Here is a 25,361-nt window from a genome sequence, read left to right as displayed (position 1 = left end):
TCATGTCGCAAAAGATCGTCATTACCCTCCTGACCGATTTTGGAATCGAAGACGGCTACGTGGCGAGCCTCAAAGGAGTGATTTTGGGGCTGTGCCCTGAGGCCGCTCTTGTGGATATCTCCCATTCAGTTCCCCCCCAGGATGTTCGAGCGGGAGCATTTCTCCTCTCCACAGTCTACAGGGATTTTCCCAAGGGTACGATTCACCTGGCGGTGGTCGACCCGGGAGTCGGCACGGAACGCAGGGGCCTTGCCCTTCAAACCGGTTCTTATCAATTCGTGGGGCCGGACAATGGACTCTTTTCGTTAGTCATCGAAGGCAAGCAGGACTTGCAGGCGTACAGCCTCGAGAATCCGGTTTACTGGCGCCCCGAGGTCAGCAACACGTTTCATGGAAGAGACATCTTCGCACCGGTTGCGGCACACCTGGCTTGCGGCGTCCCTATTGATCTCCTCGGTCCTTCGTGTACCCCCATAGTGGCCGACTGGGTCTCTCCCAGCAAAAACGAAACGGGACTGCGGGGAGAAGTCATCTACATCGATCATTTCGGAAACTGTATCACCAACGTCACGGCCGAACACATTGAAGGATTTATTGACCGAAAACAGTGCATTGTCAGGGTGGCTCAGAGGATGATACCCGGAATTTCAAAAACTTATGCCGAAGCGGCTGAAGGGGAAGCCGGCGAAGTTCTAGCGCTTGTGGGCAGCTCGGGGCATCTTGAAATTGCGGTGAATCGTGGAAGCGCTGCAAAAAACCTCAAAATTCCCGTGGGAGAACCGATCATCATTTACAAGCAGCAGCTATAGGCAATAACAGGTCGATCTTCATTCATCTCAACGTATTCCCCCCGGCTTTTATCTTTTCACCGTCCCATCCATCCAAAAATTTAAAATAAAGGAGAAGAATCCCGCCTTTACATTGAATTTGAATATGATTAACTTCATGGCAAGCTCGAAAAAAATGGTTCAAAGGAGGACGATATGAACTTGAGACTTTGTAACATCGACAATTCCCAATTCTACAGGGGAAATGAATTGCCTTCGGCAGGAATGGAAGCCCCGCGAAGCAAAGGGGAGGGGGGAATGTCTACGCAATCCTACTCGGCAATAAATTCCAAGCAGCCGCAAGTTGAAGGACTGAGTAAAGAGCGGGAAGAGGAACTGAATGCTTTCATGGACAGTATCATGGCTTTCATCCGCAAAATCGATATCAACAACTTGTAGAACTTGTCGCAATCATTTGACCGCGGCATATTGAATATAAAAAAACCCCTTTCTTTCAAACGTATCAAGAAAGGGGTTTTTTATATGGAGTTTCCTTTATCGTGCGCCACGAACCACGAGAATTGCCCTCTTGTTGATTGTGCCCCAGTATGATAGAAGCATGCACCGTCTTTGTATATCTTGAATTTACAATCCCCATAATATTGAATTGGAGATCCTAATGCTGGAAGCGATACACGAACTGGCCAACTGGGTGGTTGCCTGGGCCTATACCCCTTATGGAGCAATGGCCCTGGGTATCCTGGCATTTGCCGAATCTTCTTTTTTCCCCATCCCCCCCGATGTCCTGCTCATTGCCCTCTGCCTCATCGATCCAGGAAATTCCATCTTCTATGCCATCCTCTGTTCATTGGCTTCCGTCATGGGAGGAATATTCGGTTATGGATTGGGAAAATGGGGTGGACGCCCGCTGCTCCTGCGCATGGTTTCGGAATCAAAGATCCGTTTCGTGGAACACTATTATCAGAAGTACGATGTATGGGCAGTGGCCATAGCGGGTTTCACTCCCATTCCCTACAAGGTATTTACAGTCACGGCCGGGGTTTTTCTGCTGGATCTGAAACGCTTCATACTCGCCTCGGCATTGGGCCGAAGCGGGCGGTTCTTTCTAGTGGGAACTCTCTTCTATTTTTTCGGAAAGCCCATTTCGGAAGTCATCCAGAAATATCTCAACATCATTTCCATTTTGTTTGTTGTAGCGCTCATGGGCGGCTTTTGGTTCATTCACTTCTGGTCAAAAAAAAATATGGCAACCGTCCCTGAGCCCCGGGTCGTTGCAGTGACAGACAGAAGAGACAATTGAAGATGTATCCACTCATAGTTTTCATCTGGCTCTTTTTGCAGATGTTCTGCGTTCCGGGTGCTTCTGTTTTCTGCGCGGAAAATGGGGGGGCACCGGTAGATGGAGATTGGCTCATCAATCACCTCGGTGCCGAACCCGCAACTTTGAATCCCATCACGTCAACAGACGCGTACGCTTCCAACATAAACGATTACATATACGAATCGCTTCTCAAACGGGACGAAAAAAGCCTCGAACTGGTACCCGTGCTGGCCGATTCATGGGACATCGCGGAAGACCACCTGACCTACACCTTTCACCTGAAGAAAAACATCCGCTGGCAGGACGGACAACCCTTCACGGCACGGGACGTTTTATTTTCATTCGAACGCATTCGAGACCCCAAAGTGGATGCCGCTCATCTCAGAAACTATTATCAGGACATCGAAAAACTGGAAGTGCTCGACGACTATACGGTCCGTTACCATTACCGCATTCCTTACTTCAGAGCGCTTGAATTTTGCGGCGGCATTCCCATCGTGCCGGCTCATCTTTTCAAGGATGACGAGGATTTCAACCAGCACCCCATCGGGCGGAACCCTCTGGGCACGGGTCCCTATAAGCTCCTTCGCTGGGATACAGGCAAAGAAATCGTCCTGGTGAGAAATCCAGACTATTGGGGAGAACGACCTCACCTCGACAGGATCGTCTTCAAAATCATTACGGATTCCACTGTGGCTCTGCAGGTTTTGAAGCAGGGAGGCCTCGATGTCCTGGGACTGCGCCCCATTCAATGGGTCAAGCAGACACAGGGAAAACGCTTCGAACAGAACTACCGGAAGATCAAATATTATCTTCCCAGCTACTCCTACATCGGTTGGAATCTGCGCAAACCGCTCTTTGCGGATCGAAAAGTCCGGCAGGCCATGACCCTCCTGGTCAACCGGGAAACAATTCTCAAGAGAATCCTTTTCGGGCTGGGTACCGTCGTGACAGGTACTTTTTATGTCAACAGCCCCGAATACGATCAGAACATCAAACCTTACCCTTACGACCCTGCAGCGGCAGTGGAACTTCTCAAATCCGCCGGATGGCAAGACCATGACGGCGATGGGATCCTGGACAGGGATGGAATTCCCTTTTCTTTTGAGTTTCTGATTTCCGCTGGATCCAAATTCGGTGAACAGCTCGCCACCATACTCCAGGAAAATCTGAAGCAGGTCGGTATCAAGATGGAAATTCGCAAATTGGAATGGGCTGTTTTCATTCAAAAAATTCAACAACACGATTTCGATGCCTGCACCATGGCATGGAGTCTGGGCTGGGTTTCAGATCCCTTTCAGTTGTGGCATTCCTCGCAGGCGGCGCAGGGTTCCAATTTCGTCGGTTTCCAAAACGAAGAGGCCGACCGGATCATAGAAACCGCCCGTATGGAATTTGACGCTCAGAAGCGCTACAAACTTTACCATCGTTTTCATGAAATCCTCCACGAAGAGCAGCCCTATACGTTTCTTTTTACGACGGAAGCCCTGGTGGCTGTGGCGCGCCGCTTCGAAAACGTGAATGTATACCCCATGGGGCTGGCTCCTCGTGAATGGTGGGTCCCGCCAGGCGCTCAAAAATACAGGGAGCAATGAGATGCCGGCGCAGCACTTTCGCCGGGAAATCAGATTCGTTAAAACGCTTCACTCGAAGTATTCGACAACGGAACAGACAAGACATTCATGGACCATTACGAACGTTCCTCTTTAAACGGTTTTTCCATGTATTCCATCGATCGGATTCACCTCAAACGCAAAGACGAAAAGTGGATCAGAGAACAGATGGAGGCTTCCAACTCGCGATTCATTCCCCTCTGGCAGACCAAGAATTTGTTTTCCGAAGAGGGAAATCCCAGACCGGTCCTGCTTTCGCGGGCTCACCTGGGTGATGCGATAGAACTGGCCGAATCCGTCACCCTACTCGGGGAGGATGGTGAAAGGGTTTATTTTGCAGTAGACTTGCCTGATCGGGAGGATTCCCCGCCCTCTCATATTGCGGGGCTGGGGAAATTTCAGGATCTGCGGCGAGTGAGCGCAATGCTCGGACGGCGCGATGGAGCCTTGCTGGCTTACGCCAGGGCCATCGCCCACTGGCATCGCCGCAACCGTTTCTGCGGAGACTGCGGCAGCCCTACGGCTACGGCACTGGGAGGACATGTAAGAGTTTGCACGAACCCGGATTGCGGGCAGCAGCATTTTCCTCGAACGGATCCGGCCATCATCGTGCTTGTGAGTTCCGGGGAATATTGTCTGTTGGGACGGCAGACGGTATGGCCCCAGCACATGTATTCCACTCTTGCAGGTTTCGTGGAACCCGGGGAAACCCTTGAAAGCGCTGTAGTGCGTGAAGTCATGGAAGAAACGGGAATTGAGGTCACCAGGGCCAATTATCATTCCTCTCAGCCATGGCCCTTTCCGAGTTCCATCATGCTGGGTTTTATGGCGGAAGCAGTGAAAGCCCCTGTTCGACTCGATGATAATGAACTGGAAGATGCCGGATGGTTTTCAAGGCGTGACATCGAGAAGGGGCTCAGGGCGGGCACATTCCGCCTTCCAACGCCCTTGTCCATTGCCTACAGACTGATTGAAGACTGGTTCGATGCGGAAGGTACAACTCCCCTCAAGAGCCTTCCGGGCATCAATGAACAGATCGTGAGCCGATAGGTCGAGAGGCGAACAGTCCCTCCCTCACCCCCAAAAAACGGTTTCGCGAGCAAGTCGTAGGGAAGATGAAAAAACGATGTTCATTCGGAAATACGCTTCACTGCCAGGGCTTTCACACAGAAAGGGGCTTCGCACATCATGAGTGCCTACCTGTTCAAGAGGCTTCTTCAGATCATTCCAACGCTTTTGGGGATTACCCTCATCACCTTTTTGATCATCCAACTGGCACCGGGAAATCCGGCTGTTTTGAAACTCCAGATGGCCAGTCAGGGGCAGATAGGCGATTCAGCCCTTTCTCAACAAATCATCGAACAGACCAAGAAACTCTACGGGTTGGATAAGCCCCTTCCCGTCCAATACCTTCTTTGGGTAAAACGCGTTTTCACGCTGGACTTCGGCACATCCTACAAGGATCATCGCAGAGTCTGGGACAAGATTGCTGAAAGGCTTCCCATAACCATTCAGCTCAATGTGATTTCCATTTTTCTCGTCTACCTCATCGCTATCCCCTGCGGCATCTATTCGGCCACCCGCTCGGGATCCTTTTCGGATCGTTTGCTGACGCTCTTTTTCTTTTTTCTGTACTCACTCCCCAGCTTCTGGGTAGCTGTTCTGCTCATCATGCTTTTTGGAGGGGGAGATTTCTGGGATATTTTCCCCGTTTACGGAATTTCTTCCATCGGCGCAGAAACCTTGCCTTTTGCCCAATGGCTGGCAGATCGCCTCTGGCACCTGATCCTGCCGGTCATCTGCCTCACCTACGGAGGGCTCGCGTACCTTTCAAGACTGACGCGTGCGGATATGCTCGAAGTCATTCGTGAGGATTACATCCGCACGGCACGGGCCAAGGGACTGAGTGAACGCGTGGTGATTTTCAAACACGCCTTCCGCAATGCCCTCCTGCCCATCATCACGTTGCTCGCCTTTCTCCTTCCATCCATGTTCGGCGGAAGCGTCATCATCGAAAGCATTTTTTCCATTCCCGGGATGGGGCAATTGGGATTCGAGGCGGTACTGAGCCGCGACTACCCGGTGATCATGGCCATCACAACCCTTTCGGCCTTTCTCACCCTGATTGGGCTGCTCATCTCGGATATCCTCTACGCCACCCTCGATCCCAGGATCAAGCTGGAGTGACACGTAAGAAGCGTGGGAAACCAAACTTCAGCGAGAGGTTCATTACTTGGTCAACCACCGAATCATGAGGATTTCCTTCATCTATCGGAAAACAAAGCGTGAACTATGAACAGCAAAGACATTTCCCAAAAGTCACCTCCAAACTCCTACTGGAAAATGGTCTGGTACCATTTCAAGAAAAAAAGGCTTGCCCTGCTGGGCCTCTGGGTCACTTTGTCGCTCTTTTTCGTCGCCATCTTTGCCCCCCTTTTGGCCAATGACCGCCCCATTTTTTTCCGATACCAGGGTCAATGGCATTGGCCCATCTTTTCCGGTGAGGAACAGGTGGGAACTGCGACCTGGAAGGAAATGAAGAAGGAGGTTCCATTCGTTCTTCAATACAGTGGGGGAGGGGAAGGAAACTTTGCCGTCTGGCCTCCGGTGCCCTACTCCCCCACGGAATATGACCTACTGGAAAGCCTGGCGCCGCCGAGCAAAGCGCACTGGTTCGGTACGGACGACAGCGGACGGGATGTGCTGAGCCGCATGATTCACGGGGCCCGCATCTCTCTTTCCGTTGGATTCGTGGCCGTAGGCATCGCCCTTCTCATTGGCATCCTTCTGGGGGCTCTTGCCGGATATTTCGGCGGCTGGTCGGACCAGGTGATCAGCAGAATCATAGAAATACTGCTCACTATTCCCACCTTCTTTCTCATCATCGCCATCATCGCCTTTCTGCCTCCGAGCATTTACAACATCATGGTGGTGATCGGCCTCACCGGGTGGACGGGAGTGGCGCGTTTCGTACGGGCGGAATTTTTCAAATTGAAGCGGTTGGATTTCATCATGGCTTCCCGAGCCCTGGGGGCATCACATGTGCGGCTCATTTTCCTCCACATGCTTCCCAACGCCATGGCCCCCGTTCTGGTTTCCGCCGTATTCGGCATTGCCGGAGCGATTCTGACCGAGTCGAGCCTCAGTTTTCTTGGGTTCGGCGTACCGCCTCCAACTCCAAGCTGGGGAGACATCCTGTCTCAGAGCCGGGATTACATCGAATTTGCCTGGTGGCTCACATTCTTCCCCGGTCTTGCGATTTTTCTTAGCATTACCGCCTACAATCTGGTAGGAGAAGGGCTGCGCGACGCTATGGATCCAAAGCTTTTTCAATAGGAAAGATTCCCATGAGCTCCACTATGCTCCATCCTGTTTTAGAAGAAAAACCGAGCGTTTTTACCGTCAGTGAACTGAACGCTCAGATCAGGGGGACTCTCGAATCCAATTTCCCTCTGGTATGGGTGAAGGGAGAAATTTCCAACTTTCGAGTTCCCGCTTCGGGTCACTACTATTTCACTCTCAAGGACGATCAGAGCCAGATTAAAGCCGTTTTTTTTCGTCCTCAGCAGCGCCGTCTCCGCTTTGTTCCCGAATCGGGACTCCAGGTGCTCTGCCAGGCACGTCTGAGCGTGTATGAACCCCGCGGGGAATATCAGCTCATCATAGAAGTCATGGAACCCCAGGGATTGGGTGCTCTTCAGCTGGCTTTCGAGCAGCTCAAGAAAAAGCTCGAATCGGAAGGCCTCTTCGATTCCGGGTTGAAACTCCCCCTCCCCCCCTGCCCTCAGAATATCGCCATCATTACCTCCCCAACGGGAGCCGCCATTCAGGATATTCTGAAGGTGCTGCGGCGGAGTCCCTATCCCCTCTCAGTGACCCTGCTTCCGGTGCGCGTACAAGGCCAGGAAGCGGCGGGAGAAATCGCCGCAGCATTGAATGCGGCAAATCTTCTGGCGGAGGAGTTTCAATGGGACGTGATCATCGTGGGGCGGGGAGGAGGAAGCATGGAGGATCTCTGGCCGTTCAACGAGGAGATCGTGGCCCGGGCCATTGCAGCCTCGCACGTTCCAACCATTTCGGCGGTGGGTCACGAAATCGACTTTACCATCTCCGATCTGGCCGCCGACATGCGTGTTCCCACCCCTACCGCCGCAGCCGAATGGGTTGTTTCTCAGCTGGAACGTTTCCATAGGGACCTTTCGAACCTGCATGAACGCATCCTGCAGGCTGCAGCCCAGAAAATCATGAAATATCAGCAGCACCTGGACTTTCTGGAAAAAAGGCTCGTCCACCCTCAGAGACGGCTCGCAGACCTGCGGCTCTTTGTGGATGACCGTCTGGAGCGGCTGCAGCTGGCCTTTGGCAGGCACCTGGAAAGATTACGCACGCTTCATACGCATCTCACGGAGAAGCTTCAAAGGACTCATCCCGCCAGGGATATTCAGGCATATCGAAAGGTGCTGGATCAGCAGTACCGGGAACTCGTCCTGCACCAGCAAAAGATCCTTGACGCGAATCGATTCAAGCTGCAAAGTTCCACCGCCCAACTGGAGAGTCTAAGCCCACTGGGAGTTCTGGCCCGCGGGTACTCCATCACGTACCGCCTTCCGGACAAAAAGGTCCTGCGAAGAGCGGCCGAGGTCTCTCAAGGGCAGGATGTTCTCGTGCAGCTTTCCGAAGGTTATCTGGAATGCAAAGTACTGGAAGTGAAGCCCTAGCACGCGGTGGCCAATGGTTTCACTCCATCGAACGATGCAATTCTCCCCTCGTGGCGGAAAGGGAAAGCAAGCATATATACATCTCTCTGCACCCCCCGAAGAGGAATTTCAAACAAAGGATATGCCGTGGCTAAGAAAAAGGGTGAACCGTTTGAAGAGGCTCTCAAGAAACTACAGATGATCGTTGAAAAGCTGGAGAAGGGGGATCTCCCCCTGGAAGAAGCTATGGAATCTTTCACAGAGGGAATAAAATTGGCGCAGTACTGCCATCAGAAGCTGGAAGAAGCGGAAAACAAAGTTCAGATGCTCCTCAAGGACCCGGAGGGGAGCTGGAGTGTTGTGCCTTTTGAACCCACAACGGCAAAAAATTCCAACGAATGAGACTTTTTAGCGTTGCCGCCGATTCTCGAATGGCGCATTCTCGCATGCATGTTATGTCCAGCAATTTTCATTTTGAAAAACCTACCCCCCCTGCCCCCCTCAAGGGGGGGAATTTTTTAGGATAAAATTCCTCTTTGAAGGGCGATCAATGGGGATGTCGGAAATGCCAATACCATGAGAGACATCTAAAATGAGAATTGCTTTGTTATGTCTCAAAAGAGTGGAAAGCCTCGATCAAGCATGGTATGTTAATATGTTATAAAATCTTCCAATATGAATGGACAAAATTACAATGAACGACTTCAATCTGAAGGGTTATCTGGCGGAACGAAAGCAGATGGTGGATGCCGCCCTGGAAAGGCTGTTTCCGGTGCCGGCGGGTCTCGAAAAGAGTGTCCTCGAAGCATCGCGTTACAGTCTCTTTGCCGGGGGGAAAAGGCTTCGCCCAATTCTCTGCCTTGCTGCAGCCGAAGTGGTCGGTGGCACCCCAGAAAGCATTCTGCCCGCCGCGTGCGCACTGGAGATGATTCATACTTACTCCCTGATTCACGATGATCTTCCCGCTATGGACAACGATGACTTCCGCAGAGGCAAGCCAACCTGCCACAAAGCCTTTGGTGAAGCCATCGCCATTCTGGCGGGGGACGCTTTGCTGACAGAAGCTTTCGGGTTTATCGCGGAAGGTCAGATGCAGAAGGATTTTCCTGCGGACAAGTTGCTCAAGGTGATCGGCATCGTCGTGAAGGCGTCCGGATACCGGGGTATGGTCGGCGGACAGGTCATTGACCTTGAAAGTGAAAACCAGGCCGTGGACGTGGCTACGGTGGAATATATGCACATCCACAAAACGGGCGCTCTCCTTTCCGCTTCCCTGGAAGTGGGGGCCTTGCTGGGAGGAGGAACGGAGGAACAGATTGCTATCCTCACACGATACGGGCAGCATTTCGGACTGGCATTCCAGATCACGGATGATATTCTGGACATAGAGGGAGATGCTGCACTCATGGGAAAAACACCCGGTTCAGATATAGCGAAGAACAAGAAGACTTATCCCGTTCTTCTGGGAATGACGCGCTCAAAAGAGGCGGCTCTGGCCCATGTCAAGGGAGCGATGGAGGCTCTGTCGAATTTCGATGAGAAGGCCGATCCTCTGCGGGCCATCGCTCAGTATCTTTTAGTGCGTAAAGCTTAATAAATCGGGAAAGAATCCCGGCTTGCATTTTCATGTTTCGTTGTGACCGCCGGTCATGGGGTTATAGATAGACGGAGAGGTTGAGCCTTGAAAGATCAAGAAGTCAAAACGCTACTTTCTCAGATTGATTGCCCATCGCAACTGAAAAATTTATCCATTCCACAACTGCAACAACTGGCGGAGGAAATCCGCGAAATGATCATCTGTACGGTTGCTAAAAATGGTGGGCACCTGGCTCCGAATCTCGGAGTGGTCGAACTGACGCTTGCTCTTCATTACGTGTTTGACACCGCCGCCGACCGGATCATCTGGGACGTAGGCCATCAGGCCTACACCCATAAAATTCTGACGGGGCGTCGGTCTCAGTTCCATACGCTGCGGCAATACCAGGGAATCAGCGGTTTTCCCAGAAGATCCGAGAGCAAGTTCGACGCCTTCGGAACGGGACATTCCGGGACTTCCATTTCTGCCGCTCTTGGAATAACGGTCGCAAAGGCCCTCAAGGAGAGCTCGCACCGGGCCATCGCCGTCATCGGTGACGGAAGCATGACGGGCGGCATGGCCTTCGAAGCCCTCAACCACGCAGGAGACCTGAACAAAAACCTCATCGTGGTACTCAACGACAATGAAATGTCCATTTCTCCCAACGTTGGAGCCCTCTCCTCCTTTCTGAGCCGCAAACTCTCCAACAAGACCCTCATGAATCTCAAAAAGGATGTGGAGGATTTCCTCAAGTCGATTCCCGGCCTGGGCCCCAATATTCTCCAGATCCTCAAGCGCAGTGAAGATTCATTGATGACTCTCCTCACTCCGGGCATGCTCTTTCAAGCCCTGGATTTCCATTATATCGGTCCCATCAAGGGCCACCGCCTGGATCGCCTCATTGAAACCTTCGAAACCGCCAGTCACATCGAAGGGCCTGTTCTCATTCATGTCATGACCCAGAAGGGCAAGGGATATAAGCCCGCGGAATGCGATCCTACGAGCTTTCATGGCGTTGGTTCCTTCGACATCGCAACGGGCGAGAGTTGCGGCTCTTCCAACGGTGGAGCGTGTGCTCCGTCCTACACCAAGGTATTCGGAAGTTCCATCACCAGCCTTGCGGAATCCGATCCAAAGATAGTGGCCATCACTGCGGCCATGCCTCAAGGAACAGGGCTTGAAGGCTTCTCTCAGCGCTTTCCCGCCAGGTTTTTCGATGTGGGCATCGCCGAACAGCATGCCGTTACTTTTGCGGCAGGTCTTGCCACTGAAGGCTTCAAGCCGGTGGTGGCCATCTATTCCACGTTTCTGCAGCGCGCCTACGACCAGATCATTCACGATGTCTGCCTGCAGAACCTGCACGTCGTATTTGCCATGGACCGCGCCGGGATAGTGGGTGAAGACGGTCCGACGCACCATGGAGCATTTGACCTCTCTTTTCTGCGCCATATTCCCAACATGGTAGTGATGGCCCCCAAGGACGAAAACGAACTGCGGCACATGCTGAAAACCGCCGTGGAATACAATGGCCCCGTTGCCGTAAGATATCCGCGGGGAAATGGTTTGGGAGTCGCCATGGACGAAGATTTCCACACGCTCCCCATGGGCAAAGGAGAGCTCCTGCGTGAGGGAAATGACCTGCTGCTCATTGCTGCGGGTTCCACGGTGCATCCCGCCATGGAAGCTGCCGAACGATTGGAGCAAAACAATATCCGTGCAGCCGTCATCAACGCCAGGTTCATCAAACCCCTTGATCAGGAGCTGATCTTGTCGTGGACAAGGAAAACCGGCTGCGTCATCACCATTGAAGAGAATGTGATCCAGGGGGGATTCGGAAGTGCGATACTGGAGATGCTGCAGGAGGCCGGCTGCCTGCCGAAGTCCTTCTTGAGACTGGGCCTCCCTGACGCTTTTGTGCCCCACGGCAGCCAGAAGATCATAAGGAATCTCTGTGGCATAGATGCTGAAGGCATAGAAAATGCGGCGTACACTCTGCTGAAGGAGCGTCATGGCCAGATCCTTCGTGCGATTGGATAAACTGCTCGTGGACAGAGGCCTGACACCCAGCCGCGAAAGGGCGCAGGCCCTGATACTGGCAGCAAAAGTGCTCGTAGACGGACAAAAAATCACGAAGGCGGGTCAAAAGGTGCCCACGGACTGCCGGACTCAAATCACCGGTGAAGATATCCCCTACGTCAGCCGGGGCGGCCTCAAACTGGAACACGCCCTCAAGGCTTTTGAGGTGGATGTTCAAGGCCTGGTGGCCATGGACGTGGGGGCATCCACGGGGGGATTTACGGACTGTCTGCTTCAGAACGGTGCCGCACGGGTTTACGCCGTGGATGTGGGGTATGGGCAGCTGGATTGGAAACTGAGGCAGGATTCCAGGGTCGTCGTTCTGGAACGCAAAAACATACGCTATCTCGAAAAGGAATGCATTCCGGAACCCCTTCAACTCGTCACCATAGACGCATCTTTCATCTCACTCAAACTCGTCATTCCCGCAGTGCTGCCCTTTCTTGCCGCCGGTGCGCAACTCATCGCTCTCATCAAGCCACAGTTTGAAGCCGGCCGCGAACACATCGGAAAGGGCGGGGTGGTGCGGGACGAAGCCGTGCGCCGGCAAGTCTGCGAATCCATAGCTCAATTCTGTCAAAACGCAGGGCTTCAGGTGAAAGGGATCACCCCTTCTCCCATTCTTGGTCCCAAGGGAAACCAGGAATTTTTGCTATGGGCTGTTTACGCCGGAGCCCCCTCCTCTACCGAATAGTTCTTTCGATCATGCAACTTCATCTCGTCTTCGTCGGAAAAACAAATTTCCAGGAAATGGACAAGGGTATCCAAAGATATCTGGACCGCCTTCGTCATTATGCGCGGATTGAAATCCATCTCGTCAAGGCGGAAAAAATATCTTCAAAAATCCCGGAAACTCTCGTTTGTGAACGCGAAGGCGAACGGATACTGAATCTGTTGAATGCTCAAGATTATCTAGTGGTATGGGATATAGGGGGAAAGCAGTTGGATTCCAACGGCTTTGCCCGCTTCCTGGAAAAACTGCAGAATGGCGGAGTGGCTTCGGTGTGGATGGTGATTGGCGGTCCAGTGGGGGTCTCGCCCGAGGTTCTCAAACGCGCTGATTGCGTGCTGTCTCTTTCCAGGATGACATTCCCACATGACATGGCCCGCTTGATGATCGCCGAACAGCTCTACAGGGCCTTTACTATCATCAAGGGCGGACCATATCACAAGTGAGGAACGAGCGATTACTTTCCCCATGGACCAATGGGGATGGGATCAAGGGTCCTGCCATTTTTTGCATGAAGCAATGGAAGACAGGACCGGGGTAACGCATGAGTCTTTAGACGGCCACGACTTCTACGACCTCAGGAACTTCTTGCATGATCACCCGCTCGACACCAGCCTTCAACGTCATTTGGCTCATGGGACAACCATGGCAGGCGCCGGTCAGACGTACTTTGACGACTTTTCCCTCTATACCCACCAGTTCAACATTTCCACCGTCACGTTGCAGCATCGGCCTGATTTTATCCAGAGCTTTTTCCACTTTCTCGCGCATCTTGTTTATTCCTCCTATCAAAAAGTTTAGCTTTCTATAACCATTTAGACATTTAAAATCAATGAAAACTCCCCTGCTCCACCCTCCCCGCCTGGATAATTTATCCAGAATTGGAATATGAATGGTTTTAATGAGTTAAGTTGAATCTCCGTTGATTTTTGAAGGATTTCCCGGTACTATTGCACTTTCTATACACGGCTGGGTGCAGCGGGTTAATTCAGGTTGAAGAGAGGGAATATATGGAAGAGTATCAGTTGGTACCGCGTATCAAACCGGAAGAACTACAAAAGCGTTTGGATGATCTGGCCGTTCGAATCAACCGGGATTATGAGGGGACGAGCCTCATCATCATCGGTGTTTTGAAAGGAGCCTTTATCTTCCTGGCAGACATGGTGCGTCGTCTCTCCATACCCGTGGAAGTGGATTTTGTGCGCCTCGCAAGCTACGGTGAAAGTTCCGAGACCAGTGGCAAGGTCAAGATAACGAAGGACATTGAGCTCTCCATCAAGGACAGGAATGTATTGATTGTGGAAGATATCGTCGACACCGGTCTTACCATCGCCTGGTATCTTGACCATCTTCGTCAATATCATCCAGAATCGATCAAAGTGTGCGCCCTCATTGACAAGTTCGAAAGACGTCAGGTAGAAGTACCCATAGATTATGCGGGCATCCGTCTTGAAAAGGGTTTTCTCGTCGGATATGGTCTGGATTTTTCAGAGAAGCACAGAAATCTTCCGGGAATTTATGAGGTTCAATTCCAGAAATAGATCCCGCCCCCTGCCGGGGAAGGGAAGATCTGGTAAAGAATGGTGTAGTGGTTGCTGAACAATCGATGTTCGCGTGGATTCCCGAGCCATAGAGATAAGAGAGGGGATAAAGATCGATGATTGTCACCTGTGAATCTTGTAAAACCAAGTTTCGCCTCGATCCGGCGCGTCTCAAAGGGCCAAAGAGCAAAGTCCGCTGTTCGAAGTGCGGGAATGTTTTTTCGGTGGGGAATCCTCCTGAATTTATAGAGGAAAAACCTAAAGAGGATCTTTTCGTTCAAATGGAACTTCCAAGCGAGGAGATACAAACTGAAGAGGATGACCTGTTGATATCCCGCTCCATGCCGGCACCTTCAGTCCCTCTTCAACCCAGGAAATCCAGTCCATGGAAAACGGTCCTCATCTGGTTGGTTCCACTCATCGTTCTTGGGATTGTAGTTGTTTGGTTTTTCACCATCAAAGGAGGTTCGACAACGTCCGCACCGGATCAAAACGCCGCTTCTTCTCCCGGTGAAATGGAACAACCAACCGTGAGCATTCTCGACTCCACAAAGGCCTATTTCCTTGAAAACGTGCATGCGGGCCAGCTCTTCGTCGTCGAAGGTGAAGCGGTAAATGAATCCAGCAAGCCGGTCAGTTTCATCCTCCTCGAAGGAAAACTCTACACAAGCAACAATCAGGTGGCTCAGAATCAAAAGTCCTTCTGCGGAAATGCCATGACACGCGATGAACTGCGACAAATGCCCATAGCCGAAATTCAAAACCGCATGATGAACCGCGAAGGCAAGAACCTCAGCAACGTCCACGTGGCATCGGGAGTCAAAATTCCCTTCATGCTGGTTTTCCACAATCTGCCCGACTTGAACGTTTTGAACGACTATAGCGTTGAGGTCATCAGCGCAAAAATGGATTGAGATCGATTCTGGCTCACATGGCACCCTGCCGTCGGTCAAAGCGGCAAGAGAGCTGTCAAGCTCTTCCGCACGCTCCAAATAGATGCTAACTTATCGATGTAACAAAAGGAATTGACAAAGACCCTTTTGTAATGTAAGAAACTCAAACTTCAACCAGTTGAAAACTGTAGAGAAAAACTACAAGTATTCCTTTTTGCCAAAACGATGTGGGGGCTTTATGCTGGATCTTAAGTTCGTCCGAGAGAATGTCGACAGAGTGGAACAAATGCTCAAAGATCGACAAATGGATATGGATTTGCAACCTCTCCTGAAGCTGGATGAAGAGAGAAGACGCATCCTGGGTCAGGTGGAAGAACTGAAGCACCGGCGCAATGTGGCCTCCGACGAAATATCCCGCCTCAAGAAGGAAAAGCTGGATGCCTCCGCGCGCATCGAAGAGATGCGAGAGGTTTCTCAGGAGATCAAAACGCTCGATCAGCAACTGGGAGCCATCGAACAACAATTCAAGGATTTTCTTCTTGTCATTCCCAACATGCCGCACCAGTCCGTCCCCGTGGGAAAGGACGAAAAGGACAATCCGGTCGCGAAGCTCTGGGGGAATCCTCCGATTCTGGATTTCCAACCCAAACCTCACTGGGAAATCGGGGAAAACCTGGGCATTCTGGATTTTGAACGTGCGGCAAAGATGACGGGCGCCCGCTTTACGCTTTACTGGGGAATGGGTGCTGCTCTGGAAAGAGCTCTCATCAGTTTCATGATAGACGTGCACACTCAGAGGCATGGTTATACCGAAGTGCTTCCGCCTTTCATGGTGAATGGCGCCAGCCTGATGGGAACCGGGCAACTCCCCAAATTCAAGGAAGATCTCTTCAAACTGGAAGGGCGGGATTACTATCTGGTTCCAACGGCTGAAGTCCCCGTGACCAATATCCACGCCGGTGAAATCCTTGAAGAAGAGGATCTCCCCAAGTTCTACACGGCCTATACCCCCTGCTTCCGTTCAGAGGCCGGTTCGTACGGCAAGGACACTCGCGGGCTCATCCGTCAGCACCAGTTCAACAAGGTGGAACTGGTAAAACTGGTCAAACCGGAAACATCCTACGATGAACTGGAAAGCCTGCTTTTGAACGCCGAGACCATCTTGCAGGAATTGGGCCTTCATTATCGGGTGGTTACCCTCTGCACGGGAGATATGGGCTTTTCTTCGGCCAAGACCTATGACATCGAAGTATGGCTGCCGGGGCAAGATACCTACAGAGAAATCTCTTCCTGCAGTAATTTTGAGGACTTCCAGGCCAGAAGGGCCAATATTCGCTTTCGCCGGAAGGGGCAATCCAAGACAGACCTGGTGCATACACTCAACGGCTCGGGGCTGGCTGTGGGGAGAACCTTACTCGCCATTTTGGAAAACTACCAGCAGGAAGACGGCAGTGTGGTGATACCTCCTGCGTTACGCCCCTATATGCGAAATGCAGAAATAATCCAAAAATAGCCTATATTTTTTCGATTGGATATCGATAAGGAGTTCTAAAATGACAAAAAGTCAACTCATAGAAGCGTTGGCCAAAGCGGAAGGCATCACTCTGAAAGCGGCGGAAACGGCGGTCAACGTCACTTTTCAAAGCATGGAACAAGCGCTCATCCGTTCAGATCGTTTGGAAATTCGAGGATTCGGGAGCTTCAAAGTCAAAAATTACGAAGGGTACAAGGGCAGAAATCCCAAGACGGGGGAGCTCATCGAAGTGGAATCCAAAAAGCTACCCTTCTTCAAGGTGGGAAAGGAATTGAAAGAGCGGGTGAATGGCGGTATTTCAGAAGAATAACGGTCACCCCTTTAGAATATTAACGTTCTCATAAAAGTGCCCGTGGGTATGGTGCTGCTTGAAATATACCCCGGGCGCTTTCAGCTTTCGCGCATGAAGAGAAAGTAAAGGTTCACACCGCCCAATGCGACTGCCCCTCCCATAAATTGCAGAAGCTTGTCGAGGGACATGCTTTCCCCTGCAGGGGGAAGGGTGTGTTGCAGGAGGGCCGTCAAGAGCAGGAGAGAGACTCCGAAAACCATCAACTTGATCTGTTTTTTCCAAATCAGGAAAGACAGAAGCGACACGCCTACCACCCAAGCCCAAGGGTTTCTCACCGCCGCACTCCAGTCGATATCCCGAATGACCCCAGCAATTTTTTGCGAATCGTATTCCTTGAGGAAATGCAGGAAACTTTCCCAGAACTCCTTCACTTTTTCCTAAGCCCCCCCTATCTCCCGTAGTTGATTGCAAACTGATCGAATTCACCATGGTAGGTTTCTTCCCGGACTTCCACATGATCCACCCGGCTATAAGGGCTTCCTTCAAAACACCATTTTACCATTCTGTCAACACGATCGGCATCCCCCTCGAAGACGGCTTCCACCCTTCCATCCGGCATATTTCTCACCCATCCCGTGACACCTTCCGCAATAGCGGTATCTCGAGTGAAGGCCCGAAAGAACACCCCCTGCACCCTACCCTCGATCCAGACATGAACACGTTTCTTACCCATAACTTCCTCCATGCTTCAGGAAAGGGTACATCCTGCCCTGCTGATTTCGGATCAGACAACATCGCCCTCAGTCGCCGGCCTTTCGGAACCGGAACGAATTAAATCGAGCCATTCCTCTTCGGTCAGGATGTTCAACCCCAGTTCTCTCGCCTTTTTCTCTTTGGAACCGGCTCCCGGTCCGACAACCACATAATCGGTTTTCCTGGATATGGATCCCGCCACATTGGCTCCAAGCGCCTCCGCTTGAGCCTTGGCTTCATTCCGGGTCATGGTTTCCAACTTGCCGGTAAAGACAACCGTCTTACCAGCCACTGGAGACGTGGTGGGGGGCAACTCGAAGTCGGTCACCATTACAAGGGGACGGCCATTTTCCCCGGGAAGCGTAAGCCTATCCAATATTTCACGGTTATGGGGTTCGGCGATAAAGCCAAGAAGGTCATCCAGTACGCTCTCACCGATGCCGCTGATGGACAGGAGATCGGCATAATCGTCCGAGCTTCTTTTTTTAGCGGCTTCCAGCGAGCTGCGCCATTTGGCCAGTGTCAAGTAATGACGTGCCAGGAGACGCGCCGTGGCCTGCCCCACCTGGTGAATGCCCAGGGCATAAATGAAGCGGTCCAGTGAAATCGTGCGGGCACGTTGAATCATATCGAAGAGTTTGCGGGCGGAGACTTCTCCCCAGCCTTCCCATTCGCGCAAAGGAGGCAGCCCCTCCCGCCCATCGCGGGCTTCCAGGGTAAAAAGATCGACGGGTGTTTTGATCAGCCCCTTTTCGTAAAACAGCTCAATGTTTTTCTCTCCCATACCCTCTATATTGAATGCGTCTCGAGACACGAAATGCTTCAGACGCTCGACGATCTGGGCGGAACAGATGAGGCCCCCCGTACAATAGGTATCGGCTTGTCCTTCCTCGCGCACGAGAAGACTCCCGCATACGGGACATTCAGTGGGAAACTTGTAGGGACGGCTCCAGGCAGGCCGCTGTTCCGTCACTGCCGCGACGACCTGCGGGATGACATCTCCCGCCCGTTGAATGATGACCGTATCTCCCACCCGTATGTCCTTGCGCGCAATCTCATCCGCATTATGGAGGGTCGCACGCTGAACGAGCACACCTCCGACGTTCACTGGTTTGAGATGCGCTACGGGAGTGATTTTCCCTGTTCTGCCCACCTGGCATTGGATGGATTCCACGACGCTGACGGCCTGTTCCGGCGGAAACTTCCACGCAATTGCCCAGCGCGGAGAACGGCTCACGAAACCAAGCCGGGATTGCCAATCGAGAGGGTTGATTTTGAGCACCGCCCCGTCGATTGAAAAGCCGAGACCGGAACGCTGGATCTGCAGATCTTCGTAATAGGAGGAAAGAGCGCTCAAGTCCGCACCCACGACTTCCACCAGCCGTGACGGCTCGTTGAGATGAAACCCCCAGCTCCTGAGCTTTTCCCGCGCTTCCCATTGCGTTGACGCAAAAGGTTGAGATATTTCCCCCCATGCATAAGCATAAAACCGCAGCGGCCGGGAGGCGGTCACTCTCGCATCGAGCTGCCGCAAACTTCCTGCGGCGGCATTGCGAGGATTGGCAAAGACCTTGCCTCCGGATTGCTCCTGCTGCTCGTTGAGTTTCAGGAAATCCTCGTCATTCATATAGACTTCACCGCGCACTTCCAGAATATCGGGCCACCCCTCTCCTAGCAGATATTGCGGGATCTCTCCGATCGTTTTCACATTGGCGGTTACGTCTTCGCCTTCCAGTCCATTGCCGCGCGTAGCGGCGCACACATATCGGCCGGATTCATAGCGTATTCCAAGCGATACCCCGTCGATTTTCGGCTCGCAATCGATTTCGATGGGAATGGAAAGATCTCGAAGTTCCAGAAGAAAATTACGGATTCCCTCCAGCCAGTCCACAATATCCTGACGGGCAAAGGCGTTGCCGAGAGACAACATGGGAACACTGTGGCGCACCTTCCTGAAGCCAGCCGCCGGCGCTGCTCCTACTCTGCGGGATGGGCTGTCCGAGCGGATGAGTTCTGGAAAGCGCGATTCAATGGCATCATTGCGTCGGCGCAGCACATCGTATTCGGCATCCGTGATTTCCGGCTGATCCTTCCCGTAATACAACCGATCGTGATAAGCGATCAGCTCCGCCAGTTCGGCCAGCTCGGATACGGCCTCCTCCCGGCTCAGGTGTTCCACCGGCTTCTCAAACAAGGAGGTGCGATTTCGCGCCATTGTTCCCTTCCATCGATTCACTCTTTCCTGTTCGCAAAATACTTCCATTCATCCATTCACCGGTTTTTCATATAATCTTCCTCGATGGGCAGCGCTGTTGAAGTGGTGCAGAGGGCATTCAACGTCAGATGAACGAGTTGTTCCCGCGTCTCTCTGAATTTGGCATCCCTGAACCCGTGGACCCATTTCATGGTACAGAGTTCATCCGATACCACCAGCGCCACTGCGAGACGGATACCCCGGTAGCATGCGACAGTGAAAAGGGCTGTGGTCTCCATGTCCACTGCCAGAATCCCCTGCTCCCGATAGGCGATCACCTTTCCTATGGTCTCACGAAATGGGGCATCCGTGCTCCAGACAGGACCGTCATGGACGGTGATGTACCGGGACCGGAGGAGGCCTTTCAGACCATTCAAGAGATCGGGGGATGGACCGGGATGGGACGAATCGATGGGATAATGTGCGGAAGTGCCCTCTTCCGAGATTCCGCCCGACGCCAGGATGACATCGCCGATGCGCACGTGAGGCTGCAGAGAACCGCACCATCCCACAGCCATCACGCTCTTCACCCCCAAGGCAATGAGCTTTTCAAGGACCAGAATGGTTTGAGGGGCTCCAAGCATGGGGCCGACGAGCGACACCGCAGTGGAACCGTAAGTGCCTGTATATACGTCTGTAAGATAAATTCTATGCGTGCGTTGCGGAGGAAGGGGAAAAGAACGGATAAACTGGTCCAGATCCAGAGGAGTAAAAATCAAAACGGCAAGGGGTGGCAAGGGATCTTCGCGCTTCCCTTTTCTGGGTTCGATGACGGCTGCATTTTTATCCATGGCATGATTGTGATAGTAGAGGATTAAGATTCGAGTAAAAATAGTAGACCATATAATGCCAGGATCCCGGTTCACTGTTCATTTCCTGAGAAACCGGAATCCCTTGCCTTTCATTGCACCGCTTCTTTCAGCTTATTTCCCGCCTTGAACCGGACCATCTTCGAAGCTGGAATCGTGATGACATCACCTGTTCTAGGATTGCGTCCTTCCCGCTGCGCCCTCTCGGACACCTCGAAAGTACCGAATCCCACCAGCGTGATCTTATCTCCTGCGGCAAGGGCTTCGGTGACTGCGGCGATAAAGCCGTTCAGAGCCTTCTCCGCCGCTATTTTGGTCACGCCGGCATCGTCAGCCATTCTTCCCACCAAATCAGCCTTCGTCATATCTCGTCCTCCTTCAGCAAAGATTTTTCGAATCCCGCCCCTCATACGCCATAAAAGGGATTACAAAAAAGAATCACAGAACTCATGTCGACTCTCTGCGTACAGGATCGCAATTATACCGACCTCAAGATGCATAGCAATATTTAAATGACTTAAAACGGGCGCTAAATCAATATATTTTATAAATTTTACCTTGAAATGCGAAATGTTTGGGCACAAAATTGTCACTAAAGGAGGCAAAATCCATTTTTTTGATTTTGACCGCCTACATTCTCTATGATACTAATTTTTGGGATGAAGGGTCTAAAAACTTTCAGCACAAAATCCAATTGGTCGATGCGGCCTCCCAAAAGGCGAACATGGGGGATGGGACGACTCCTTTGTGTCGTGTTCCTTGCGAACATCGGCGTCCTTTCCTGGCAAAACATTTTTTCTTTGCCGAACGCACCATCGCCGGTCCCCATACCTGCATCTTTAACGAAACTGGATTATCCGGATCATTTCGCACTGCGTTTGGAATATCTCAAGCAGTATTCCTTCAAACATTACGTTATACGGCCGGGAGATACTCTTCTTCAGGTGATGGAAAAATTCCATCTTCCGCAGGACTGCCTTTACGCCTGGCAGGAATCCTGCGCAGGGATATGCAGGCTCGACCAATTGCAGCCCGACGATGAATTGACCATTCGGGTCGGCCGCGAGGATGGTCAGCCCGTCAAGTTTACTTACGCTTCCGTCGACGGCGCCACCTATGTTTTCCGAAAGGTCGGAGGCAAATGGGAATGCCGCCAGGGCAGCGTTCAGCCTGTCACTATCTTGGAATCGGTGAAGGGCACCATAACGGACACCCTTTACGATTCCTGCCTCAGGGCCGGGCTGCCGGCAAACCTCATCATGGATCTGGCCGATCTCTTTGCTTACGACATCGATTTCAATACGGATTTAAGACCCGGGGATTCCTTTGCCGTACATTTCGAAGATTCGGTCAAGGGAGGAAAAAGAGTGCATTCAGGCCCCATCCTCGCTGCAGAAATGATGGTCGGCGGGGAACGCTATCAGGCCTTTTTGTACACATTTTCCGACGGCTACAAGGACTATTTCGATGCCGAGGGCAATTCCCTGCGGAAACTTTTCCTCAAGGCTCCCTTGAGCTACAGCCGTATCAGTTCGACATTTACGAAAAAGCGTTTACATCCCGTGCTCAAAATCTATCGCCCCCATCTGGGAATCGATTACGCGGCTCCCACGGGCACCCCCATCAGTGCTTTGGGCAACGGCACGATCACTTTTGTGGGCAAAAAAGGCGGCTTCGGTCGCTACATAGAAATTCGCCACAACGGCACCTACAGGACCACCTACGGCCATCTCTCTGCCTTTGCCAAAGGACTGCACAAGGGAATGAAAGTGGCGCAGGGGGACCTCATCGGCTATGTCGGCTCTTCCGGTCTGGCGACGGGTCCCCATCTGGATTTTCGCTTCTACAAGGATGGCAAGCCCATCGACTTTCTGAAAACGGACTTCCCCCATGCCAAGTCCATTCCCAAATCACTTCAGGCTGATTTTACAAAAAAATTGGAAACTTATCTCTCAGCTTTGCACGGAAAAACCTTTGCTCTCAACAAGAGCGCGACTCCGACCATCCATGAGTGACTCACAGTCTGAACGCTTCGCGGAAGTCGCCGTTTTCAGCGCTCTCGATAAAACCCTCCATTATGTGGTGCCTTCCCATCTCTGCGAGCGGCTTCAAATCGGCATCAGGGTCCTGGTCCCTCTCGGACGCCGCGAAGCTACCGGCCTCATCGTCGCCCTGCACGAAAGACGGCCCGATGCTTCTGCAGGCATAGCCTTGAGGCCCATTCGCGCAGTCCTGGACTCCTCTCCCATCGTTCCGGAAGATCTCATTTGCCTGTGCAAGTGGATGGCTTCCTATTACTTCTATCCCCTCGGCGAAGTGCTCCAGACGGCCCTCCCCTCCGGAACCGGAAGCTCTCCGCAAACCCTTTTCGCTCTCACTTCAACAGGAAAAGAAAAGTGCACCGCGGAAAAAGACTCCACACTTCTCGGACTGCTGGCGGAAAGGGACGCTACTTCCCTTGAAGAGATCACCCGGGCCCTTCCCTCCGAGAAAAACATTCGCCATAAACTCAAGGTGTTGGAAGAAAAATCCCTCATCGAACGCATCTTCAGATGGCAGAATCCTCAGCCGGGCCCGAAAAAAATCAAGAGCCTTCAGCTGCTCGCCCCCCCGGAATCTGAACAGATGGAACGCAGCGTCCCTCTGCGACTCCTGGTGCAGCTTCTCGACGATGCGGGAGGAACGCTTCCCCTGCGGGTTCTGCGCCAAACCGTCCCTAACCTGGATTACTGGGTGAGAAAGCTGCAAAAACAAGGCGCCGTTCAAGTCTTGGAAACGGTTGAATTCCGGGAATTCCAATGCGCACAGTCGCTTCCTCCCTCACCCGCCCCCACCCTCACACCACATCAAAAAAAGGTGTTCGAGGCCATCCTGCCTCACATCGAACAGTCAAGCTTTCAGCCGTTCCTGCTTTTCGGGGTCACGGGAAGCGGAAAAACGGAAATCTATCTTCAACTGGTGGAAAAGACCGTAGCGGCGGGCAAAGGAGCTCTCATTCTCGTCCCGGAAATCGCCCTCAGCACACAGATGGAAGCGTTTTTCCGGCAAAGGTTCGGCTCACGCCTGGCCATCTGGCACAGCGGGCTGCCGGCGGGGGCACGCTATGACCAGTGGAGCGAAATCCTGAGCGGCAAAAGAGACGTCGTATTGGGAGTCCGCTCCGCCATTTTCATGCCCATCCCGCGACTCGGCCTCATCATTGTGGATGAAGAACATGACGCATCCTACAAGCAGGACGACCGGCTCCGCTATCACGCCCGGGATGCAGCACTCATGAGGGCGAGCATGCTCGGAATTCCCATTCTGCTGGGTTCTGCAACCCCCTCTCTGCAGTCGATTCATCATAGCCAAAACAACCGATATACAACGCTCACACTTCCCGGACGCATTTTCGACCGTCCCCTTCCCGACCTGCAGGTGGTGGACATGCGCAGGGAAATGAGGGGAAACAGAATTCTTTCAAAACCGCTCCGGGAAGCCCTCGAGGAAACCAAGCAGAACGGCCGCCAGGCTCTTCTCTTTCTCAACAGAAGAGGTTTCGCGACCTTTTATCTATGCAATTCCTGCGGCTACGTGCCCCAGTGCACCGCCTGCAGTGTGAGCCTCACCTATCACCAGAAGGCGGATCGGCTGCGCTGTCATTATTGCGGATGGGAACAGACCGTGCCGGAAGCCTGCCCCCAGTGCGGAAACACTATTTTGACCCCTCATGGATTCGGTACTGAACGTGTGGAAGAAGAGGTCCGGAAACTCCTTCCCTCGGCAAGGATCGTTCGCATCGACCGTGACACGGTGAATCACCCCCTGGACATGGTCAGGTCCCTCGATGCCGTCCGGCAGCGGCAAGCCGATGTGCTCATCGGAACTCAAATGATCGCCAAGGGCCACGATTTCCCCAACATCACCCTCGTTGGAATCATCAATGGGGATACGGCCTTGCAGATTGCGGACTTTCGCGCGGGAGAAACCATGGTGCAGCTTCTCATGCAGGTGGCGGGCAGGGCCGGCAGGGGAGAAGAGCCGGGCCGGGTCATTCTTCAGACCTACAATCCCACCCACTACACCATTGAATCCGTCGTCCGGATGGATTACTCCTCCTTCTGCGCCAGGGAATTGGAATCGCGGGAAAAGCTCCAGTACCCTCCCTTTACCCGTTTTTTGAAGCTTCTGGTCACGGCGTCCGATGAAACGACAACCCGCCTGGCAGCGATGGAATTGGGAGTGCTCTGCAGGGAAGTGGCTTTGGAACTGCGCGACAAGGACTGTCATGTGGCGGTCCTTGGCCCCGCCCCCGCTCCCCTGGCAAAACTGAAGAGCCGCTACCGCTGGCATCTCTTCATCAAGGCGTGGACCAACCGGGAGATGCAGCTTTTCACAGAGACGGTTTTAAACCGCGGCAAGAATCATCCCGCGCTACGTCGTGTCCAGCTGTCCGTAGATCGGGACCCCATGATGAGCGTATGAATCCTCATCCAATTTTTTAG

25 protein-coding genes are annotated in these 25,361 nt (G+C 52.5%); 19 read left to right on the top strand and 6 right to left on the bottom strand.

The genetic code is table 11. The features are described 5' to 3' along the window. Window positions 1-2 precede the first annotated feature (2 nt). The 13 genes from QMG16_RS02740 (at window position 3) to QMG16_RS02680 (ending at window position 13,247) form a co-directional block, all read left to right on the top strand. Window positions 3-809, top strand: a complete 807-nt coding sequence (locus QMG16_RS02740; protein ID WP_281792134.1) for an SAM hydrolase/SAM-dependent halogenase family protein — start codon at window positions 3-5, stop codon at window positions 807-809. Window positions 810-983: 174 nt separating this feature from the next. Further along, the gene (locus tag QMG16_RS02735; protein ID WP_281792133.1) at window positions 984-1,226 is read left to right on the top strand and encodes a hypothetical protein; all 243 of its coding nucleotides are present in this window, start codon (window positions 984-986) and stop codon (window positions 1,224-1,226) included. Window positions 1,227-1,446: 220 nt separating this feature from the next. After that, on the top strand, window positions 1,447-2,088 hold the full coding sequence (locus QMG16_RS02730) for a YqaA family protein (RefSeq protein WP_281792132.1): 642 nt from the start codon (window positions 1,447-1,449) through the stop codon (window positions 2,086-2,088). Between the two features lie 2 nt (window positions 2,089-2,090). Then, a complete protein-coding gene (locus QMG16_RS02725) occupies window positions 2,091-3,704 on the top strand; it encodes a peptide-binding protein (RefSeq protein ID WP_281792131.1) in 1,614 nt (537 codons plus the stop codon). Between the two features lie 87 nt (window positions 3,705-3,791). Next, entirely contained in the window at window positions 3,792-4,772 is a 981-nt protein-coding gene (gene nudC / locus QMG16_RS02720; RefSeq protein WP_281792130.1) for an NAD(+) diphosphatase, read from the top strand. A 138-nt stretch (window positions 4,773-4,910) separates the two neighbouring features. Then, window positions 4,911-5,909 carry an ABC transporter permease gene (locus QMG16_RS02715; RefSeq protein WP_281792129.1) on the top strand — a complete coding sequence of 333 codons (999 nt, stop codon included), beginning with the start codon at window positions 4,911-4,913 and terminating at the stop codon, window positions 5,907-5,909. Between the two features lie 105 nt (window positions 5,910-6,014). After that, entirely contained in the window at window positions 6,015-7,058 is a 1,044-nt protein-coding gene (locus tag QMG16_RS02710) for an ABC transporter permease (RefSeq protein ID WP_281792128.1), read from the top strand. Window positions 7,059-7,069: 11 nt separating this feature from the next. Then, the gene (gene xseA / locus QMG16_RS02705; RefSeq protein ID WP_281792127.1) at window positions 7,070-8,440 is read left to right on the top strand and encodes an exodeoxyribonuclease VII large subunit; all 1,371 of its coding nucleotides are present in this window, start codon (window positions 7,070-7,072) and stop codon (window positions 8,438-8,440) included. Window positions 8,441-8,566: 126 nt separating this feature from the next. Beyond that, on the top strand, window positions 8,567-8,821 hold the full coding sequence (gene xseB / locus QMG16_RS02700) for an exodeoxyribonuclease VII small subunit (protein WP_281792126.1): 255 nt from the start codon (window positions 8,567-8,569) through the stop codon (window positions 8,819-8,821). 292 nt (window positions 8,822-9,113) lie between these two features. Next, the gene (locus tag QMG16_RS02695) at window positions 9,114-10,013 is read left to right on the top strand and encodes a polyprenyl synthetase family protein (protein ID WP_281792125.1); all 900 of its coding nucleotides are present in this window, start codon (window positions 9,114-9,116) and stop codon (window positions 10,011-10,013) included. 87 nt (window positions 10,014-10,100) lie between these two features. Beyond that, window positions 10,101-12,032, top strand: coding sequence for a 1-deoxy-D-xylulose-5-phosphate synthase (gene dxs, locus QMG16_RS02690; protein WP_281792124.1), 1,932 nt, complete (start codon window positions 10,101-10,103; stop codon window positions 12,030-12,032). After that, window positions 12,004-12,765, top strand: a complete 762-nt coding sequence (locus tag QMG16_RS02685) for a TlyA family RNA methyltransferase (protein WP_281792123.1) — start codon at window positions 12,004-12,006, stop codon at window positions 12,763-12,765. Before dxs ends, QMG16_RS02685 begins: the two co-directional genes overlap by 29 nt. Next, entirely contained in the window at window positions 12,726-13,247 is a 522-nt protein-coding gene (locus tag QMG16_RS02680; protein WP_309298871.1) for a 23S rRNA (pseudouridine(1915)-N(3))-methyltransferase RlmH, read from the top strand. Before QMG16_RS02685 ends, QMG16_RS02680 begins: the two co-directional genes overlap by 40 nt. Window positions 13,248-13,353: 106 nt before the next feature. On the opposite strand, the gene QMG16_RS02675 is transcribed toward QMG16_RS02680, so the two are convergent. Then, the gene (locus tag QMG16_RS02675) at window positions 13,354-13,572 is read right to left on the bottom strand and encodes a NifU family protein (RefSeq protein WP_281792121.1); all 219 of its coding nucleotides are present in this window, start codon (window positions 13,570-13,572) and stop codon (window positions 13,354-13,356) included. Between the two features lie 239 nt (window positions 13,573-13,811). Here QMG16_RS02675 and hpt point away from each other — a divergent pair, with 239 nt between their 5' ends. From hpt to QMG16_RS02655, 4 genes are all read left to right on the top strand, one after another. Then, window positions 13,812-14,342 (top strand): hypoxanthine phosphoribosyltransferase, encoded by a 531-nt coding sequence (gene hpt, locus QMG16_RS02670; protein WP_281792120.1) that lies wholly within the window; start codon window positions 13,812-13,814, stop codon window positions 14,340-14,342. 116 nt (window positions 14,343-14,458) lie between these two features. Further along, window positions 14,459-15,256 carry a zinc-ribbon domain-containing protein gene (locus QMG16_RS02665; protein ID WP_281792119.1) on the top strand — a complete coding sequence of 266 codons (798 nt, stop codon included), beginning with the start codon at window positions 14,459-14,461 and terminating at the stop codon, window positions 15,254-15,256. A 217-nt stretch (window positions 15,257-15,473) separates the two neighbouring features. Next, a complete protein-coding gene (gene serS / locus QMG16_RS02660) occupies window positions 15,474-16,748 on the top strand; it encodes a serine--tRNA ligase (RefSeq protein WP_281792118.1) in 1,275 nt (424 codons plus the stop codon). Window positions 16,749-16,788: 40 nt separating this feature from the next. Then, entirely contained in the window at window positions 16,789-17,079 is a 291-nt protein-coding gene (locus QMG16_RS02655; RefSeq protein WP_281792117.1) for an HU family DNA-binding protein, read from the top strand. Between the two features lie 80 nt (window positions 17,080-17,159). Here the strand turns inward: QMG16_RS02655 and QMG16_RS02650 are convergent, their stop codons facing one another. From QMG16_RS02650 to QMG16_RS02630, 5 genes are read right to left on the bottom strand one after another with little or no spacing between them, the layout of a single operon-like run. Beyond that, on the bottom strand, window positions 17,160-17,492 hold the full coding sequence (locus QMG16_RS02650) for a hypothetical protein (RefSeq protein ID WP_281792116.1): 333 nt from the start codon (window positions 17,490-17,492) through the stop codon (window positions 17,160-17,162). A gap of 17 nt (window positions 17,493-17,509) precedes the next feature. Further along, window positions 17,510-17,794, bottom strand: a complete 285-nt coding sequence (locus QMG16_RS02645) for an acylphosphatase (protein WP_281792115.1) — start codon at window positions 17,792-17,794, stop codon at window positions 17,510-17,512. Between the two features lie 51 nt (window positions 17,795-17,845). Then, window positions 17,846-20,029 (bottom strand): NAD-dependent DNA ligase LigA, encoded by a 2,184-nt coding sequence (gene ligA / locus QMG16_RS02640; RefSeq protein ID WP_281792114.1) that lies wholly within the window; start codon window positions 20,027-20,029, stop codon window positions 17,846-17,848. 56 nt (window positions 20,030-20,085) lie between these two features. Beyond that, window positions 20,086-20,934 carry a nucleoside phosphorylase gene (locus tag QMG16_RS02635; protein WP_281792113.1) on the bottom strand — a complete coding sequence of 283 codons (849 nt, stop codon included), beginning with the start codon at window positions 20,932-20,934 and terminating at the stop codon, window positions 20,086-20,088. Between the two features lie 35 nt (window positions 20,935-20,969). Then, window positions 20,970-21,242, bottom strand: a complete 273-nt coding sequence (locus QMG16_RS02630) for an HU family DNA-binding protein (RefSeq protein WP_281792112.1) — start codon at window positions 21,240-21,242, stop codon at window positions 20,970-20,972. A 366-nt stretch (window positions 21,243-21,608) separates the two neighbouring features. On the opposite strand from QMG16_RS02630, the gene QMG16_RS02625 reads away from it, so the two are divergent. Both QMG16_RS02625 and priA read left to right on the top strand, forming a co-directional pair. After that, window positions 21,609-22,892, top strand: coding sequence for a M23 family metallopeptidase (locus tag QMG16_RS02625; RefSeq protein ID WP_281792111.1), 1,284 nt, complete (start codon window positions 21,609-21,611; stop codon window positions 22,890-22,892). Continuing rightward, a complete protein-coding gene (priA, locus tag QMG16_RS02620) occupies window positions 22,885-25,341 on the top strand; it encodes a replication restart helicase PriA (RefSeq protein WP_281792110.1) in 2,457 nt (818 codons plus the stop codon). The genes QMG16_RS02625 and priA overlap by 8 nt, the downstream gene beginning before the upstream one ends. Window positions 25,342-25,361 lie beyond the last annotated feature (20 nt).

Source organism: Desulforhabdus amnigena (assembly GCF_027925305.1).
Taxonomy (GTDB): domain Bacteria; phylum Desulfobacterota; class Syntrophobacteria; order Syntrophobacterales; family Syntrophobacteraceae; genus Desulforhabdus; species Desulforhabdus amnigena.
The sequence above is the reverse complement of the archived record's forward strand: the minus strand, read 5'-3'. Positions and strand labels throughout refer to the sequence as shown.